The 15,460-nt window shown below is 66.1% G+C and carries 16 protein-coding genes; 6 read left to right on the plus strand and 10 right to left on the minus strand.

All coding sequences use genetic code 11. The annotated features are described in order from the left end of the window. Positions 1–16 precede the first annotated feature (16 nt). Positions 17–1,330, plus strand: coding sequence for a hypothetical protein (locus tag SOM47_RS11150; RefSeq protein ID WP_042612928.1), 1,314 nt, complete (start codon positions 17–19; stop codon positions 1,328–1,330). Continuing rightward, a complete protein-coding gene (locus SOM47_RS11155) occupies positions 1,327–1,599 on the plus strand; it encodes a hypothetical protein (protein WP_042612929.1) in 273 nt (90 codons plus the stop codon). Before SOM47_RS11150 ends, SOM47_RS11155 begins: the two co-directional genes overlap by 4 nt. 4 nt (positions 1,600–1,603) lie before the next feature. On the opposite strand, the gene SOM47_RS11160 is transcribed toward SOM47_RS11155, so the two are convergent. Continuing rightward, positions 1,604–2,182 (minus strand): hypothetical protein, encoded by a 579-nt coding sequence (locus SOM47_RS11160; protein WP_042612930.1) that lies wholly within the window; start codon positions 2,180–2,182, stop codon positions 1,604–1,606. Between the two features lie 121 nt (positions 2,183–2,303). Here SOM47_RS11160 and SOM47_RS11165 point away from each other — a divergent pair, with 121 nt between their 5' ends. Continuing rightward, a complete protein-coding gene (locus SOM47_RS11165) occupies positions 2,304–3,602 on the plus strand; it encodes an FG-GAP-like repeat-containing protein (RefSeq protein ID WP_080335070.1) in 1,299 nt (432 codons plus the stop codon). Here the strand turns inward: SOM47_RS11165 and SOM47_RS11170 are convergent. The 4 genes from SOM47_RS11170 to SOM47_RS11185 all read right to left on the minus strand — a co-directional run bounded on the left by SOM47_RS11170 (position 3,599) and on the right by SOM47_RS11185 (position 6,565). Next, complete coding sequence (locus tag SOM47_RS11170) at positions 3,599–4,099, minus strand: hypothetical protein (RefSeq protein ID WP_042612931.1); 501 nt, start codon at positions 4,097–4,099, stop codon at positions 3,599–3,601. The two genes, SOM47_RS11165 and SOM47_RS11170, sit on opposite strands and share 4 nt — an antisense overlap. 49 nt (positions 4,100–4,148) lie before the next feature. Next, a complete protein-coding gene (locus tag SOM47_RS11175) occupies positions 4,149–4,982 on the minus strand; it encodes an aspartyl protease family protein (protein WP_080335074.1) in 834 nt (277 codons plus the stop codon). 224 nt (positions 4,983–5,206) lie between these two features. Then, a complete protein-coding gene (locus SOM47_RS11180) occupies positions 5,207–6,229 on the minus strand; it encodes a glycoside hydrolase family 43 protein (RefSeq protein WP_320505590.1) in 1,023 nt (340 codons plus the stop codon). 60 nt (positions 6,230–6,289) lie between these two features. After that, entirely contained in the window at positions 6,290–6,565 is a 276-nt protein-coding gene (locus SOM47_RS11185) for a DUF2845 domain-containing protein (RefSeq protein WP_152620577.1), read from the minus strand. 207 nt (positions 6,566–6,772) lie between these two features. Between SOM47_RS11185 and SOM47_RS11190 the strand changes: the two genes are divergently transcribed. Then, on the plus strand, positions 6,773–9,550 hold the full coding sequence (locus tag SOM47_RS11190) for a PAS domain-containing protein (RefSeq protein WP_320505591.1): 2,778 nt from the start codon (positions 6,773–6,775) through the stop codon (positions 9,548–9,550). 43 nt (positions 9,551–9,593) lie between these two features. Here SOM47_RS11190 and SOM47_RS11195 read toward each other — a convergent pair whose 3' ends face one another. From SOM47_RS11195 to SOM47_RS11210, 4 genes are all read right to left on the minus strand, one after another. Beyond that, the gene (locus tag SOM47_RS11195) at positions 9,594–10,943 is read right to left on the minus strand and encodes a PQQ-dependent sugar dehydrogenase (RefSeq protein ID WP_042612933.1); all 1,350 of its coding nucleotides are present in this window, start codon (positions 10,941–10,943) and stop codon (positions 9,594–9,596) included. After that, positions 10,940–11,356 (minus strand): DUF2231 domain-containing protein, encoded by a 417-nt coding sequence (locus SOM47_RS11200; protein ID WP_042612934.1) that lies wholly within the window; start codon positions 11,354–11,356, stop codon positions 10,940–10,942. Before SOM47_RS11200 ends, SOM47_RS11195 begins: the two co-directional genes overlap by 4 nt. Before the next feature lie 110 nt (positions 11,357–11,466). Further along, the gene (locus tag SOM47_RS11205; RefSeq protein ID WP_235306014.1) at positions 11,467–11,901 is read right to left on the minus strand and encodes a response regulator transcription factor; all 435 of its coding nucleotides are present in this window, start codon (positions 11,899–11,901) and stop codon (positions 11,467–11,469) included. A 58-nt stretch (positions 11,902–11,959) separates the two neighbouring features. Next, entirely contained in the window at positions 11,960–12,292 is a 333-nt protein-coding gene (locus SOM47_RS11210; protein WP_042612936.1) for a hypothetical protein, read from the minus strand. A 162-nt stretch (positions 12,293–12,454) separates the two neighbouring features. Between SOM47_RS11210 and SOM47_RS11215 the strand changes: the two genes are divergently transcribed. Then, on the plus strand, positions 12,455–12,664 hold the full coding sequence (locus SOM47_RS11215; RefSeq protein ID WP_042612965.1) for a DUF378 domain-containing protein: 210 nt from the start codon (positions 12,455–12,457) through the stop codon (positions 12,662–12,664). A 50-nt stretch (positions 12,665–12,714) separates the two neighbouring features. On the opposite strand, the gene glgX is transcribed toward SOM47_RS11215, so the two are convergent. After that, positions 12,715–14,844: a glycogen debranching protein GlgX gene (gene glgX, locus SOM47_RS11220; protein ID WP_192083579.1), complete on the minus strand. Its 2,130-nt coding sequence runs from the start codon at positions 14,842–14,844 to the stop codon at positions 12,715–12,717. Positions 14,845–15,044: 200 nt separating this feature from the next. Between glgX and SOM47_RS11225 the strand changes: the two genes are divergently transcribed. Next, positions 15,045–15,455 carry a DUF350 domain-containing protein gene (locus tag SOM47_RS11225; RefSeq protein ID WP_042612938.1) on the plus strand — a complete coding sequence of 137 codons (411 nt, stop codon included), beginning with the start codon at positions 15,045–15,047 and terminating at the stop codon, positions 15,453–15,455. The last annotated feature ends 5 nt before the right edge of the window (positions 15,456–15,460 follow it).

Consider the following 15,460-nt stretch of genomic DNA (forward strand, 5'->3'; position numbering starts at 1 on the left):
GCCAGGCGACGCCACGATGACCGACTCCAGAAAGCCACCGCCCCTGCCCGGGGCGGTTTCCCCGGCCGGCCCGGGATCGCCGCAGGACATGCCGCCGCTGCCTGGCAGTTTCGGGGTGGACCCCTCCACCCTGCCCCCGCCGATCCGTGACGAACTGCTGGCGCCGGATCCGGTCGCCCTGGATACGTCTGCTGCGGAGCTCAAGGATGGACTCAATCGCTGCCCGAAATGTGGATCCAGCGATATCCGCCACGCGCTCGGCACCGATGTGCTGGTCTGCCAGTACTGCCGCAACGCATGGCACGGCGACCGGATCGAGGAGGCCTTCGGGCTGGGCACGGGCATCGAGGACCTGCGTGGCGATGTGATCGCCTCCGGCGCGCGGAATATCGACGCCGGGGCCGCCAGCCTGATGAGCTTCAAATGCAGCGGCTGCGGCGCCGAAGTCACGATCAATACCGAAAGCACGATGACGGCGCGCTGCCATTGGTGCCGTCACGTATTCGGCGTGAACGAACAGGTGGCCAACGGGGCCGTGCCCGATGCAGTGCTGCCGTTCAAGGTCAGCAAGACCGATGCGGTAGCGCGCATCCGTCAGTTCGTGGACAAGCGGCGCTTCTTCGCGCTGAAGGCCTTCAAGACCGAATTCACGCCGGAGAACGTCATCGGCGTGTACCTGCCCTACATGGTGGTGGACAGCAGTGCCAGCGCCAGCGTGGTGGGCAACGGCGAGATTGAGACGCGGCGTTATACCCGCGGTACCGAGAAGAACAAGAAGACCTACTACGACGCCGATGTGTACCAGGTGGAGCGCCAGCTCGATTTCACCGTCGACGACCTCCCGCTGGAGTCTTCGGCCCGGCGTGGCCGGCTGGACATACAGACCAATACCAACAACATCATCAACACCATCCTGCCCTTCGACACCAAGAATGCGCTGAAGTGGAACGCGTCCTATCTGGTGGGGTATTCATCGGAAAAGCGCGACGTGGATATCGAACAGCTGCGACCGCGGCTGGAGGACCAGTTGCTGTCGATCGCCCGCTCCAGGCTGGAACCGTCGGTGCGGCGATACGACCGCGGCGTGCGTTGGGACATGGAAAAAATCGAGGTGCATGGGTCGCGCTGGGTGGCGATGTATGTGCCGGTCTGGCTGTATTCGTACCGCCAGCGCGGCAAGGGCATGCTGCACTACATCGCGGTCAACGGACGCACGGGTGAAACCATGGGCAGTGTGCCGGTGCAGCACTGGAAGCTGCTGCTGGCGGCGCTGGGCGTGGGCACGATCGTCGAAGGCGCGGTCCTCTGGTTCCTGGGAATGACGCTATGAGCAGTGATGGGGGTGGATTGGTGGCGCTGCTTGCGCTGGGTCCGGCCAGCGCGACGGCGCTGTACTGGACGCTTTTCCGTTACTACCGCAACACGGACAAGTCCCATGCATTCGAGCGCGAGACAGCCGTGGCGGCCAAGCCGGTGACCGGCAACGACCGCAAGCTGCATACGGTGACCGGCACCGAGCAGAAGCGCATCACCGGGGACAACGTGCAGGACCATCGGAAACGGGTGAAGAAAATGCCGCCGGACGCCGGACCGGCGTGACGCGTCACGCCGTCGAGTCGTCTGCCGCGTGCCCGGGCCCGATGTCCACGCCGTAGGTCTTGAGGTAATGATCGCGGTGGCCCAGCACGTACGGGTGCAGTTCGTGGAAGCACTCACTGCCGCCATCGTCAGGCACGCCGTAGGCCGCCAGCAGCGGGGCGCGCAGGGCCGGCGCGATGAACCGCGACACGTAGGCACCGGGGGCATCGGGGGCAAAGGCGTCCGTCCACGCCTGCTGCACCTGTTCGGCGGGGGCATGGAACATCGCAATGACACTGCCATCGACCTCCGAGCGCCGCGCCAGCAGGTAGCCATCGGCCGGCACGCGGGCTGGCTTGAAGGTGCCGAGCGTGTAGATGTAACGCGTCAGTTCGATCTCACCCTTCAGCTGCGGAAACAGCCGGTACAGATCAAACAGCATGTGTCGCGTCAGGGTCCGGGGCTCGGGACCCTTGATCTTCAGCAGCTTCTCCACGCGATCCCAGATCGGGAAAGTGCGCGGGGCGGCGACCAGCGTGATCTCGCGGCGCTCCAGCCGGCCGACCTTGAACAGTTCCTGCAGTACCAGATGCATGTCAGACATTGAAATACGTTCCGTTGGCCAAGGCCGCGTGCGGGAATGATAGTGGCATGCAGGGGCGGTTTTGCAGAAGCGCCCGCTTTGCGGTTAGGTTCAAGGCTGGTTCCTGCACCCGGAGCACCCGATGCCGCCACCGTTGTCGATTCTCCTGCTGGCCACCAGCCTGACGCTGCTGGCCGCCGCGCACGCCGCCTCCGCCCAGCGCGCAGAACCGCGCGACCCCGCCACGGACGCATTCGAGCTGATCAAGGAGGCCCCCTCTTCGGTGTTCGTCGATGCCACCGCAACCCATGTGCCGGCAGCGCCCAGCCTGCATTCCACCGATTCGGTGTTCGTGGACGTCAACGGCGATGGGCACCGCGACGTGGTGGTCTCGGTGGAACACGGCGTCAACCGGCTTTACCTCAACGATGGAACCGGAAAGCTTCGCTACGTTCCGGATGCGTTCGGCCGCACGATGCGTGACAACGAACATGTGCGCACTGCGGATTTCAACGGCGATGGCCACGCCGACATGGTGTTCATCAGCGAGTCCGAGGAGGTGCACCAGTTGTTCCTGGGCGATGGCAAAGGCGGATTCACCGATGCCAGTGAGCGCCTGCCTGCCGGCAGCCAGGGCAACGGGCTGGCGGTGGGCGATGTGGATGGCGATGGGCTGCCAGACATCTTCATCGGCAGCACCGGCGAGACCGGCCACGGCGCCCGGGTGCCTGCGCGGGCGTCCCGCAGTCTTCTTTTCCTCAACGACCCCGAACGACCCGGCCATTTCATCGATGCCAGCGCGACCCATCTGCCGCAGGCCGATGCGCAGACCGAAGGTGTAGCGCTTGCCGATATCGATGGCGACGGCGACCTGGACGCCGTGCTGGCCAGCCCGGCGCACCCCAACCGCCTGCTGATCAACGATGGCAGCGGACACTTCGCCGACCAGTCGCATCGGCTGGAACTGAAGGTGCCGATGGAAACCCGCGAAGTGCACGTGGCCGACCTCACCGGTGATGGCCGCCCGGACATCGTGTTCTTCAACATCACCAGCAACAACGCCGCCTGGGACAAGGATCCGCAGACGCGCCTGCTGGTCAACGATGGCAACGGCCGGTTCCGCGATGAGACTGCCGAGCGCCTTCCCGCGCACACGTTTTCCAGCTGGGCCGGGACGGTGGTCGACTTCAACCGCGATGGCCACCCCGACCTGCTGGTCGGCGCGATCCAGGTGCCCGGCTTCGTGCCGCTGCAACTGCGTGCGTGGCAGAACGATGGCAAGGGCCATTTCCGGGATGTCACGCTTGCCGTGGTGCCCGGCATCACCGTGGGGCGCAGCTGGAGCATGGGCCAAGGCGACCTGGACGGCGACGGCAGGGCCGATGTGCTGATCGGGGGCTGGGGCACCCAGGCCCGGCTGCTGCTGACGGGCGGGCGCTAGTTGGCCGCCGGGTGATCGAGCACCCGGCGTATCGCCGCGACGACGGCAAGAAAGCGATGGCGCTGGACCAGATAGCTGGCGATCAGCACCAGCGCGACCACCAGCACCCCAGCGGGTGCGACCTTCAGGGCAGGAATGGCGGTCACCACGGCGACCATCAGCAGCCAGCTGCCGCGACCGATGACATGGATCTGCCGGCGCCGCATGTCGATCACGATCTGGCCACGCATCAGCGGCGGGTAGCGCCATCCAAAATGCAGGCCGAAGCTTTCGCGGAACCCATGGCTTCGTTTGTCGAGCGGCCGGAACACCATATCCGGCCATTTTTCCGCGGCCACTTCGCGCTCCAGCCGGTGGAAGGGAAACGCCTTCAAGGCCGGGTAAGGCGCGGGGATGCGACGACTGAACACCGGCACGCCCCATACCCAGTAGGGGCGCCACCATGACAGCAGCAGGATCCCTTCGATGACCACGATCGCAAGCAGCAGGACGGCCATCGAACTTCCTTGAGGATGAAGGCCGAGTATAGCCGCAGGGCCGTCCGACCTACCGGCAGATCGCCACCGCCTTCGTGCGCTGGTCGATCAGCACCACGGCCTGCTGCAGAGCGTGTGCGCCTATCAGCAGCTCGGGATACTTCGCCGACACGCGCACCTCCACATCGGCGAGGCGCAGCTGGCCGATCTCGATCGGCCCCTGCACAGTGGCCCGCTGCGCCTCGATCTGGCTGTTGGTCAACCGCGAGCGGCCGGCTGCTTCCAGGGGGCCGGCGGAAACCGTGTCATACAGCGCCCGTGGCAGCACGAAGCTGACGTTTGCCCCGGTGTCCAGTTGGCCCAGCACCTGCTGCCCACCGATCCGCACCGGTACGCGGAAAGCCCGCTCATAAGGCAGTGCGTTCGGGCCCCGGGTGGGAAGCTGCTGCGTGCGGCTGAAGGACAGCGTGCGACGCGGGTAATCGAGGACCAGCAGTCCGTCGTCGAAGAAGCCACGGCCGAGGATTCCCATGAACGCAGCCTCCGGCGCGTTATGAGCGTTGTAGTCGCGCGTGATGATCTCCACGTCGCGCCGGACCACCGCGCCCAAGGCAAGCGAGTCGATCCGGACCGTCTGCACGCTGGCACTGGCCACGCCATCGGAGGTGGTGGCCTGGCCGTGCAACGGCAAATCGAGCGCGGTGGCCAGGCGGGAGTCGGCGCGGCCGATGCCGCTTGCCCCGGTATCGACGGCGAAGCGGAATGGTCCGCGGCCGTTGACCTGGACCTGGAGATAGATGCGGCCGTCGACGATGTCGAAGGGAACCCGCAGTTCCGGCGCGCGCAGGGGCCGGGCAGCCAGCGCGCACGCGTCATCCGGGGGTGCACTGGCGTCGGCCGCCATCGCGCCGCTGGACAGCAGGGAACCGGCAAGCACAAAGCAAAGCAGTGGGGCTCGGGATGGCATCGAACATTCCTTGTCGCGTCGGGTAGGTCGTACACCGGCAGACTGCACCTGCGCCCCGGCCACTCCAGTGCACGCCGACGAAACCGCCCTGCACGCGATGGACCGCGCTGGAGCGCCGACCAAGCGCGGCAGCAGGTCCACCGTGGGCGGGACAACCGCGCTCAGCGCGCGTCCAGCCGCTCGGCCGGCACGCCCTCCATCGTCATCCGGACCGGCAGGATCAGTCCCTTTTCATCGAAGTACATCCGGTCGATCGCGGTGGCGCGGTGGTGCCGGCTGGTCTCTCCCAGCGGGCGACGGTGGTAGACGATGTACCAGTTGTCCGAGCCCGGCGCGCGGATCACCGAATGGTGGCCGGCGCTGGTGGCGATGGTGGGATCCTGCTGCAGGATCTTGCCGATACGCTTGAACGGGCCTGTGGGCTTGTCGGCGATGGCATAGGCCACTGAATACTCCGGTTCACCCCAGCCCCCTTCGGACCACATGTAGTAGTAGCGCCCGCCGCGCTTGAACATCAGCGAGCCTTCGACATACTCCGGCGCGGGCGTGATCTCCTTGTACAGCGTGCCATCTTCGTGCGGCTGCACGCCGGTGAAATCATCCTTCAGCCGCACGATGTTGGCGTGCTTCCAGCCACCGTAGATCATGTACCAGGCGCCGTCATCGTCCTCGAACACGAACTGGTCGATCGGCTGGGCGCCATTATGGAAGGTGCCGATCAGCGGCTTGCCGAGCAGGTCGCGGTAAGGGCCTTCGGGGCGGTCGGCCACGGCCACGCCGATGCCGCCGGTTTCCTGGTCGGTCTTGATGTCGTTGGCGGAAAAGAAGAAGTAGTAACGACCGTCTTTTTCCACCACCGAAGGCGCCCACAGGGCTTCTTTGGCCCACGGGATGGCGTCGGTGGTGAGTACGCTGCGATGCCGGGTCCACTGCACCAGGTCGGGCGAGGAAAATGCATCGAATCCGGTCTGCTCGGCATACGGCGCCGAGCTGGTCGGGAATATCCAGTAAGTGCTCCCGAACACCGCCGCTTCCGGGTCGGCATACCAGCCCGGCAGGATGGGGTTGCCGGATGTTGCCGCCGCAGGGCCAGCCAGCCCCGCCGAGGCCGCCGGAGCGGCCACGGCAGCGAACATTGCCGCAGCAACCAGCGCGGCGCCCACTACTGCCCTCATCTTTGCCATGCCCTGCCCTCCCAAGGTGGTTTCGACCGAGTTTAGATCGATTCAGGGCGTACTGGCCAATCAGTTGTAGAGCTCGTTGACCTCGGTCACCCTGCCATCGCGGAAAATGATCTGGACGGTCTTCTGCGCCTTGTAATACTCCCAGCGCTCACCCACGTTGCCGCTGTAGTCGGTTTCCAACTGGATCACCCGGTCCGGCTTGCCTGCCACCTGGGTCACCTTGCCTGCCCCGTCGCCGGTACTCACCAGCTTGTTGCCGAACCGCGCACTGCCGCCTGCCATCGCCGACCCTGCCGCGGCCAGGTACAGCACCAGCATCATCGTTCTCGCGTTCATTCCGATCTCCTTGACGTAGTGGATGCTTCCGCGCCGCCACTGTGCCACACGACAAAGGGAAGCCGCAGGCCACAGTCCGCGCTGGCGTGAAGACGCTGCGCCGGTGACATCCTGATCAGCTTCAGCAAGCCACGTTCCCAGCGCTGGGCGGCGGCGATAATCTATGCGGCCAACCACGTCATCCCCGCGCCTCGCCGTGAGAACACCTTGAACCTTGAAGACGGAAATTCCACCCGGGTGGCGCGTGATGCCGAGCGGGTCAAACTGGCGCTCGCCGCCGGGGCGATCGTGGGCACCTGGTTCTGGGATGTGGCGCACGACAGACTCGCCGTGGATGATGCCCTCGCCCGGGCTTTCGGCCTGGATCCGGCGCTGGCACGCAGCGAGCTGCGCCTGGACCAGGTGGTGGCCGCAGTGCACGCCGACGACAGGGACGGCCTGCAGAAGGCGATCGCCGAGGCAGTAGGCCGCGGCGGGCGCTATGTGCACCAGTTCCGGACGCGCGGCGCGGACGGACAGTACCGTTGGCTGGAGGCGGCCGGCCGTGTCGACCTGGATGCGCACGGCCGCGCGATCGACTTCCCCGGCGTGCTGATCGATATCGACGAGCGGCGCCGGCTTGAAGCCGAACGTGACCAGGCACAGACCCTGCTGCGTTCCTTCGTGGAGGCCGCGCCCGGCGTGGTCTACGCCAAGGACCGCCAGGGCCGCATCCTGATCGGCAACCGCGGCACCACCGAACTGATCGGCATGCCGCCGGAGCACTATGTCGGGCGCACCGATGCCGAGCTGCTGGGCGATCCCGCGCAGGCGGCAGCGGTGATGGCCACCGATGAGCGCGTGATGGCCAGCGGCCGCAGTGAACAGGTCGAAGAAGAAATCAGTTTCCCCGATGGCCGCCGTGCGTTCTGGCTGTCGACCAAGGCGCCGTTGCGCGATGGTGAAGGCGCCGTGGTCGGCCTGGTCGGTACCTCGCTGGACATCACTGACCGCAAGGCCGCCGAAGCCCAGCACCGGGAAATCGAGGAACGCTACCGGCTCGCGGCCCGGGCGACCAATGATGCGATCTGGGACTGGCGCATGGCCGATGGCCACGTCATCTGGAACGAGGCGTTGAGCACGCTGTTCGGGCATGCGGTCACCGCCACCAGCGCGCAATGGTGGCTGGACCATATCCATCCCGACGACCGTGGCCGGGTGGATGCGGCCATCCACGCGGTGATCGACAGCAGCTGCTCGGCCTGGTCGGGCGAGTACCGCTTCCGCCGTGCCGACGGCAGTTATGCCGCCGTGCTGGATCGAGGCACGGTGCTGCGCGGCCCCTCCGGCGAGCCGCAGCGGATGATCGGTGCGATGCTCGACCTGACCACGCGCAAGGCCGCCGAGGCGGCGCTGGCCGAGAGCGAAGAGCGCCTGCGCTCGGCGACCGAAGCCGGGGACATGGGATTCTGGGACGTGGACCTGGTCAACAATGTGCTGATCTGGCCGCCACGCACCAAGGCCATGTTCGGCATCTCCGCGCAGGTCGAGGTATCCCTGCAGGACTTCTACGACGGCCTGCATCCGGATGACCGGCAGGCGACCACCGCCGCCTTCGCCGCCGCCGCCGATCCGGCCGTGCGCGCGCTCTACGACGTGGAATACCGCACGGTGGGCCGGGAAGACGGCGTGCTGCGCTGGGTTGCCGCCAAAGGCCGCGGGCTGTTCGAAGGGGACCGCTGCCTGCGCGTACTGGGGGTGGCCATCGATGTTACCGAACGCAGGCTGGCCGAGGCCCGCCTGAAAGAGCTGAACGAGCATCTGGAAGCGCGCGTGCTGGAGGAGGTACAGGAGCGCACACGCGCCGAAGACGCGCTGCGGCAGAGCCAGAAGATGGAGGCGGTGGGCCAACTGACCGGCGGCATCGCACATGATTTCAACAACATGCTGGCCACGGTCATCGGGCCGCTTGACCTGCTGGCGGCACGCCTGGGCGACCAGGATGCGCGTGCCAAGCGCTACATCGACATGGCGATCGATGGCGCGCGCCGGGCCGCGCAGCTGACCCAGCGGCTGCTGTCGTTCTCACGCCAACAGCCGCTGCAGCCGGTGCCGGTGGATGCCAACCGGCTGGTGGCGGGCATGTCGGACCTGCTGGTGCATTCGCTGGGCAGCAGCGTGCGCCTGCAGACGGTACTGGCCGCCGACCTGTGGTCGACCTTCGCCGATGCCAACCAGCTGGAAAACGTGATCCTCAACCTTGCGGTCAATGCACGCGATGCCATGCCCGCCGGTGGCCGGCTCACGGTGGAGACGGCCAACTGTGCGCAGGAGTGCGCCGAAGCCGGCGGCGTCCCCGTCGGCGAATACGTGCTGATCTCCGTCGCCGACGACGGCAGCGGCATGCCGCCGGAGGTGATGGCCAAGGCCTTCGAGCCGTTCTTCACGACCAAGAAAGTCGGCCAGGGGACCGGACTGGGACTTTCCCAGGTGTACGGCTTCGTCAAGCAGTCCTGCGGCCACGTGCGCATCGATTCGCGGGTCGGCCGGGGCACCACCGTGATGCTCTACCTGCCGCGCCTGATGGCGGTGCTCGATGCGCCGCCCTCCACTGCAGAGGATGCCCCGGTGGCGTCGTCCGGCGGGCAGGAGCTGGTGCTGGTGGTGGAAGATGAGCCGGGCGTGCGCCAGTTCTCCATCGACGCGCTGACCGAACTGGGCTATCCGGTGCTGGCCGCGGACGGCGCTGCCGCCGCGCTCAAGCTGCTCGACGCGCATCCGGCGATCGCACTGCTGTTCACCGATGTGGTGATGCCGGAAGTCAACGGCCGCGAACTGGCCGACGAGGCACTCAGACGCCGGCCGGACCTGAAAGTGCTCTTCGCGACCGGCTACAGCCGCAACGCGCTGGTGCAGGACGGCGTGCTGGATCCCAGCGTGCAGCTGATCGGCAAACCGTTCAGCGTGGACGAACTGGCCACGCGCGTACGCGCGGTGCTGGGTTGAGCGCCGCCCGCGCCGGGGATCACCCGGCACGGACGCAGCCGGCTTACGGGGTGACCGGTGCAGGCGGGGACGCCGCCGGTGCAGCCGGGGCGGCGACCGTATCCGGCGTTACCCGCCAGATCGTGTTGGCGAGGTCATCGGCAACGATCAACGCACCGCGGGGATCCACGGTCACGCCCACCGGGCGGCCACGGGTCAGCCCGTCTTCGCCATGGAAACCGGAGACGAAGTCGATCGGCTCACCGGCCGGGCGGCCGTCACGGAACGGCACGAAGACCACCTTGTAGCCCACGGGTGGATTGCGGTTCCAGCTGCCGTGCTCGCCGACGAACACACCATCGGCGAACTTCGCGCCCATGGTAGGGCCGGAGAACGAGACACCCAGCGCGGCCACGTGCGAGCCCAGCGCATAATCCGGCGCGATGGCACTGGCCACTTTCGCCGGATCCTGCGGCATCACGCGATCATCGACGTTCTTGCCCCAATAGCTGTACGGCCAGCCGTAGAACGCGCCCTCTTTCACGGAGGTCAGGTAGTCCGGCACCAGGTTCGGCCCGATCTCATCGCGTTCGTTGACGACCGCCCACAGCGCGCCGGTACCCGGCTGGATGGCCAGCGCGGTGGGGTTGCGCAGGCCGGTGGCGAAGGTCTTGTGGGCGCCGGTCGCGGCATCGATCTGCCAGACCACGGCGCGGTCCACTTCGGCGGCCATGCCACGTTCGGTGATGTTGCTGTTGGAGCCGATGCCCACGTACAGGTGGCGGCCATCGGCGCTCGCGGTCAGTGATTTGGTCCAGTGGTGGTTGATGGCCGACGGAAGCTCGGTGACCGTCACCGGCGCCGCACTGGCCCGGGTCTGCCCTTGGACATAGTCGAACCGCACCAGCGCATCCTGGTTGGCGACGTACAGCACATTGCCGATCATCGCCAGCCCATAGGGTGCATTGAGCTTGTCGGCGAAGACGGTCTTCAGCTCATACACGCCGTCGCCGTCCGCATCGCGCAGCAGCGTCAGACGGTTACCACTCTTCACCGCCGTGTTGCCCTTGGCCTTGATCTTGCCGGCGATGACATCCTTCGGCTTCAGCTTCGGCGCGTTGCCGCCCCGCCCTTCCGCCACCAGAATGTCACCATTGGGCAGCACCAGGGTCTGGCGCGGAATGCCCAGGTCGGTGGCGATGGCTGAAATACGGTAACCGGCCGGCACGGTCGGGACGCTGTCGCCCCACGCGGTCGGCTTGGCGATGGTCATGTCCGGCATCAGGTCGCGCTTGGGCGCTGGCATCTCCGGGGTGGCGCCGTATTGATCCACCTGCGGGGCTTTGTTGCTGCAGGCGGCGAGCGCCGCGGCCAGCACCGAAACCGAGAGAATCGTGATCATCTGGCGGCTCATCGGACACCTCCCACGCGCAGGGTGGACAGGCCGGTCCAGGTCGCCACCAGGGCCAGCAGCGTACCGACCACCGACATCACCAGGCCGGCCGGCATCACCGCCCAGGCGTCACGCGCATGGTGCAGCGAATTGAAGAAACCCAGTACCCAGGTCACTGCGAGGACCACCACGTAGGCCAGTCCATGACGATGCCGGGCCAGGCCGACGACGCCACACAGCAGGGCGAGCGTGGTCATCACCATGGCGCCGATCAACAGCCACGCAGCGAAATTGCTCCACTGGATCTCATGACTGCTCCAGTAGGCATAGTCCGCCAGCAGCGTGCCGAGGAAAAGCGGAAGCACGCCACCGAGCACGGCGGCATGCACGGGATGTATCGCCCGCGCGGGATGAAGGAAGGGGCTGGACGCCATGGCTGTGTGCTCCTGGGAGACAGTGAAAGACGGCCGACAGGTTGCCATCGCCGTCTGCTAGAGCGTGTGACGCCACACGGCTGCCTGCGCCTCTCCTACTGACTTGGGACTCATGAAGCGCTTCGCAGACTCTCAGCCAGGTAATCCTTCAGTTCGTCCAGTTCATAAGGCTTGCTCAGGAACGGCACGTCATGGTGCGCCACTGGCACAACCCCGCGGTAAACCGCAGACAGGAAAAAGAACGGAATTCCGCGCGCCTTCAAACGATCGGCGACGGAGAAGACCAGCCCGTCGCGAAGCTCGACATCGAGTACAGCCGCATCAAACGCCTCTTCGTCGATCGAATGCAGCGCATCTGACAAGGAATAGGCCTGCTCGACCTGGTATCCCTCCCCCACCAGGATGGTCTGCAGCAGCGTGGACAGCTCAAGCTCGTCTTCGACCACCAGGATCCTGGGTGCTGCGCCGTTCTCGGTACGGGTACGGGTGCGGGTGTCGGGGCGGTTCATGGCATCGGCAACACATCTCATGCGCACAGTGTCCATCAGCCCTCTGTGCGGCGGCGTGATGGACGCGCAAGGAATTCTTCACGGTGGTGCGCACTCAAGCAACTTCGGCAACCGGCCCCGAAGCGGCCATCGCGGCGCCCGGGTGGGAGGCGGAGAAGCGCGCCAGCTCGCGGTTGGATACCGCCTGGGTGGCCGAACATCCCGGGCAGGTCAGCACGCGCGCACCGGTGACCGTCGCCATGCCCTGGCCGTCGCGTGCCGAGAAAGCGCGGTCGCAGCGCTGGCAGCAGGCATCTATGCGGTACAGGTGGACGATCCGCAGCGAGGTCGGCTCCTGCAGGCAGGACACATCACGGATATCGAACGACCCGGTATTGGGCTGCACGAAGCTGCCCCAGCTCTTGCGCCAATAGGAAGTGGGGACCATGCGGGTGTCTGCCAGGACGAAAGGAATGGACAGAGCATAGGCAGCCCAGCGTGCAGTGCGGGTGCAGGCCCGGGTTGAGGGGGCGTGAAGCGCGCGATCACGGTGCTCGCACGGAACGCGCGCCAACATGTCCACACCAATGAGTCAACCAGGGGCAATGCAGTGCGAGCGTTCAACATCGCGACGATGATCATGGTGCTGTTCGGTGCCATCTGCCTAGGCCTGCAGGGCCAGTTCCAGATCGACCTGATCGGGCTCGCCTGCGGCATCGACAGTCCGTGGCCGCGTGCGGTCTACGCGTTGATCGGGCTTTCCGGGCTGTGGCAGGCGATCTGGCTGGCCACGCACAAGCCCACCGCGCAACTGGTGTGACCGCCCCCTGCGGCCAGGGGGCATTGCACGCCCCCCGGCCCGTCCTGCCGTCAACTACGGCATTCGAACACGGTGACGCTGCGCGGCGGGGCAAGGAATTCGGTTGAGCCCTTGGGCACCGACTCGCGATCCAGCGCTTCATCGGTGGACACCATCAGCTTCCAGTGCAGCGGTGTCTGCTCGTCATCGGGCAGCTTGAAAGACACCCCTTCGTGCCATGCGTTGATGAGGATCAACAGAGTGGCATCGTTGGCATGCTCGCGCACCCCCGAATGCTGCGCCTTGCCTTCCAGCACCAGGCCGACTGATCGCGCGCCGGCATCGGTCCAGTCAGCCTCCTGCATCTCCGCCCCGCTCGGATTGAGCCAGGTGAGGTCCTTGACCCCGGCCTCTTCGCTGTAGCGCCCGTTGAGGTAGCGGCCACGGGTCAGGATCGGGTAGCGGCGCCGCAGTGCCGTCAGTTCGCGCACGAATTCCGCCAGCCGTCCTTCGCTCGGGTCCCGCTGCCAATCGATCCACGCGGTTTCGTTGTCCTGGCAATACGTATTGTTGTTGCCACCCTGGGTCTGCGCACGTTCATCGCCGGCCAGCAGCATCGGCGTGCCCTGGGCCAGCAGCAGCGTGGCCAGCAGGTTCTTCATCTGCCGCTCGCGCAGTGCGTTGATCGCCGCGTCGTCGGTTTCTCCTTCGGCGCCGTGATTGCATGAACCATCATGGTTGGACCCGTCCTGGTTGCCTTCGCCGTTGGCCTCGTTGTGCTTTTCGTTGTAGCTGACCAGGTCATGCAGGGTGAAGCCATCGTGGGCGGTGATGAAGTTGACCGATGACCACGGGCGACGACCCCGGCGATCGAACAGATCGGCCGATCCGGTGAAGCGCGTGGCGAACTCGGCCAGCATGCCCTCGTCACCTTTCCAGAAGCTTCGCGCGTTGTCGCGGAATTTGTCATTCCATTCCGCCCACCCCGGCGGGAAACGCCCGACCTGGTAACCGCCGGGCCCGCAATCCCACGGTTCAGCGATCAGCTTGACCTGCGACAGCAGCGGATCCTGCCCGCAGGCGTCCAGGAACCCGCCGCGCTGGTCGAACCCGCTCGGTTCCCGGCCCAGGATGGTCGCCAGGTCGAAGCGGAAGCCGTCAACGTGCATGTCCTGTGCCCAGTAGCGCAGCGAATCGGTGACGAACCGCATCGCCTGCATGTTGCTCAGGTTGAACGTATTGCCGGTGCCGGTGTCGTTGATGTAATAGCGCTTGTCGTCGGCAAGGCGGTAATAGGTTGCGTTGTCGATGCCCTTGAAGGACAGCGTCGGGCCCAGCTGGTTGCCTTCGGCGGTGTGGTTGTACACCACGTCCAGCACCACTTCCAGGCCCTTGCGGTGCATCGCCTTGACCATGTCACGGAACTCGTCGCGGTGTCCGCTGGCCAGGTAGCGGCTCTTCAGCGCGAAGAAGGCCAGCGTGTTGTAGCCCCAATAGTTGCGCAGGCCTTTCTCCAGCAGGTGGCTGTCATCCAGGTAGGCCTGTACCGGCAACAGCTCCACCGCGGTGACCCCCAGCCCCTTGATGTAATCCAGCACCGCGTCGTGCGCCAGGCCGGCACAGGTGCCCCGCACAGCTTCGGCGACCTCGGGATGGCGCATCGTGTAGCCACGCACATGCGTTTCGTACACCAGGGTCTGGTTCCAGGCGGTCAACAGGCGCTGGTCATCTTCCCAGTCATAGTCGTCATGGACCACCACGGCCTTGGGCATGAACGGCGCACTGTCGCGCTCGTCGAAACTCAGGTCCGCATCGGGGTGACCGATGGTGTACCCATACAGCTCATCACTCCAGGTGAGGTCGCCTTCGATTTCCCGCGCATACGGATCAAGCAGCAGCTTGTGGTGGTTGAATCGATGGCCTTCGGCGGGCGCGTACGGGCCATGCACGCGATAGCCGTAACGCTGGCCCGGCTTCACGTCCGGCAGGTAGCCGTGCCAGACCTCGTTGGTGTATTCGGGAAGCTCGATCCGTTCTTCGTTGCCGGCGTCGTCGAACAGGCACAGATCGACCCGTGTGGCGTGCGCGCTGAACAGCGCGAAGTTGGTGCCCTCGCCGTCGAACGTGGCGCCCTGCGGGAATGGTCGGCCTTCGCGGACGCGCGAGGGGGTGGCATAACGGGCGTGTACGGTATCGCGCATGGTCTGCTCGCTGGGCAGGCGGCGGAAGTGCGGCCTGGGACGCGCAAGAGTCTGCTGCAGCCCGTGCAGGCGATGTCATGGACAGGCAGGCAGTGGATCGACCTTTCATGCCCACGCTGCGTTCGCGATCGCGATCGCGCGCATTCGTTCCAGCGATGCGGTAGCGTGGGCGCCTGCCCTGACACGCCCCAAGGTCTGCCATGAACTACGTCATCACCGGTCAATCGTTCCTCGCCTTCGCCGCCTTCATGGGGATCGGCCTGCTGATCCTGCTGCTGGCCATCACGTTGGTCGCGCTGATCACCCCGCACAAGGAAATAACCCTGATCCGGCAGGGCAACAAGGCGGCGGGCATCGGCATGGCCGGTGCCCTCGTCGGCCTGGCGCTGCCGATCAATTCGGTGATCAGCCACTCGGTGTCGCTGGTCGATGCCGCGATCTGGGCGGCCATCGCGGCGGTGATGCAGATGCTGGCCTTCGGTATCTCGCGCGCCATCATCACCCGGCGCGGACCGGACCAGATCGACGCCGGCAACGAAAGCGCCGGCTGGTTTTCGGCGGGCGTGGCGATCGCCGTAGGCTTGGTGAACTCGGCCGCGATGGTGCCCTGAACCGC

Source organism: Stenotrophomonas sp. CFBP8980, assembly GCF_034046095.1.
In the GTDB taxonomy this organism is placed as follows: Bacteria; Pseudomonadota; Gammaproteobacteria; order Xanthomonadales; family Xanthomonadaceae; genus Stenotrophomonas; species Stenotrophomonas lacuserhaii.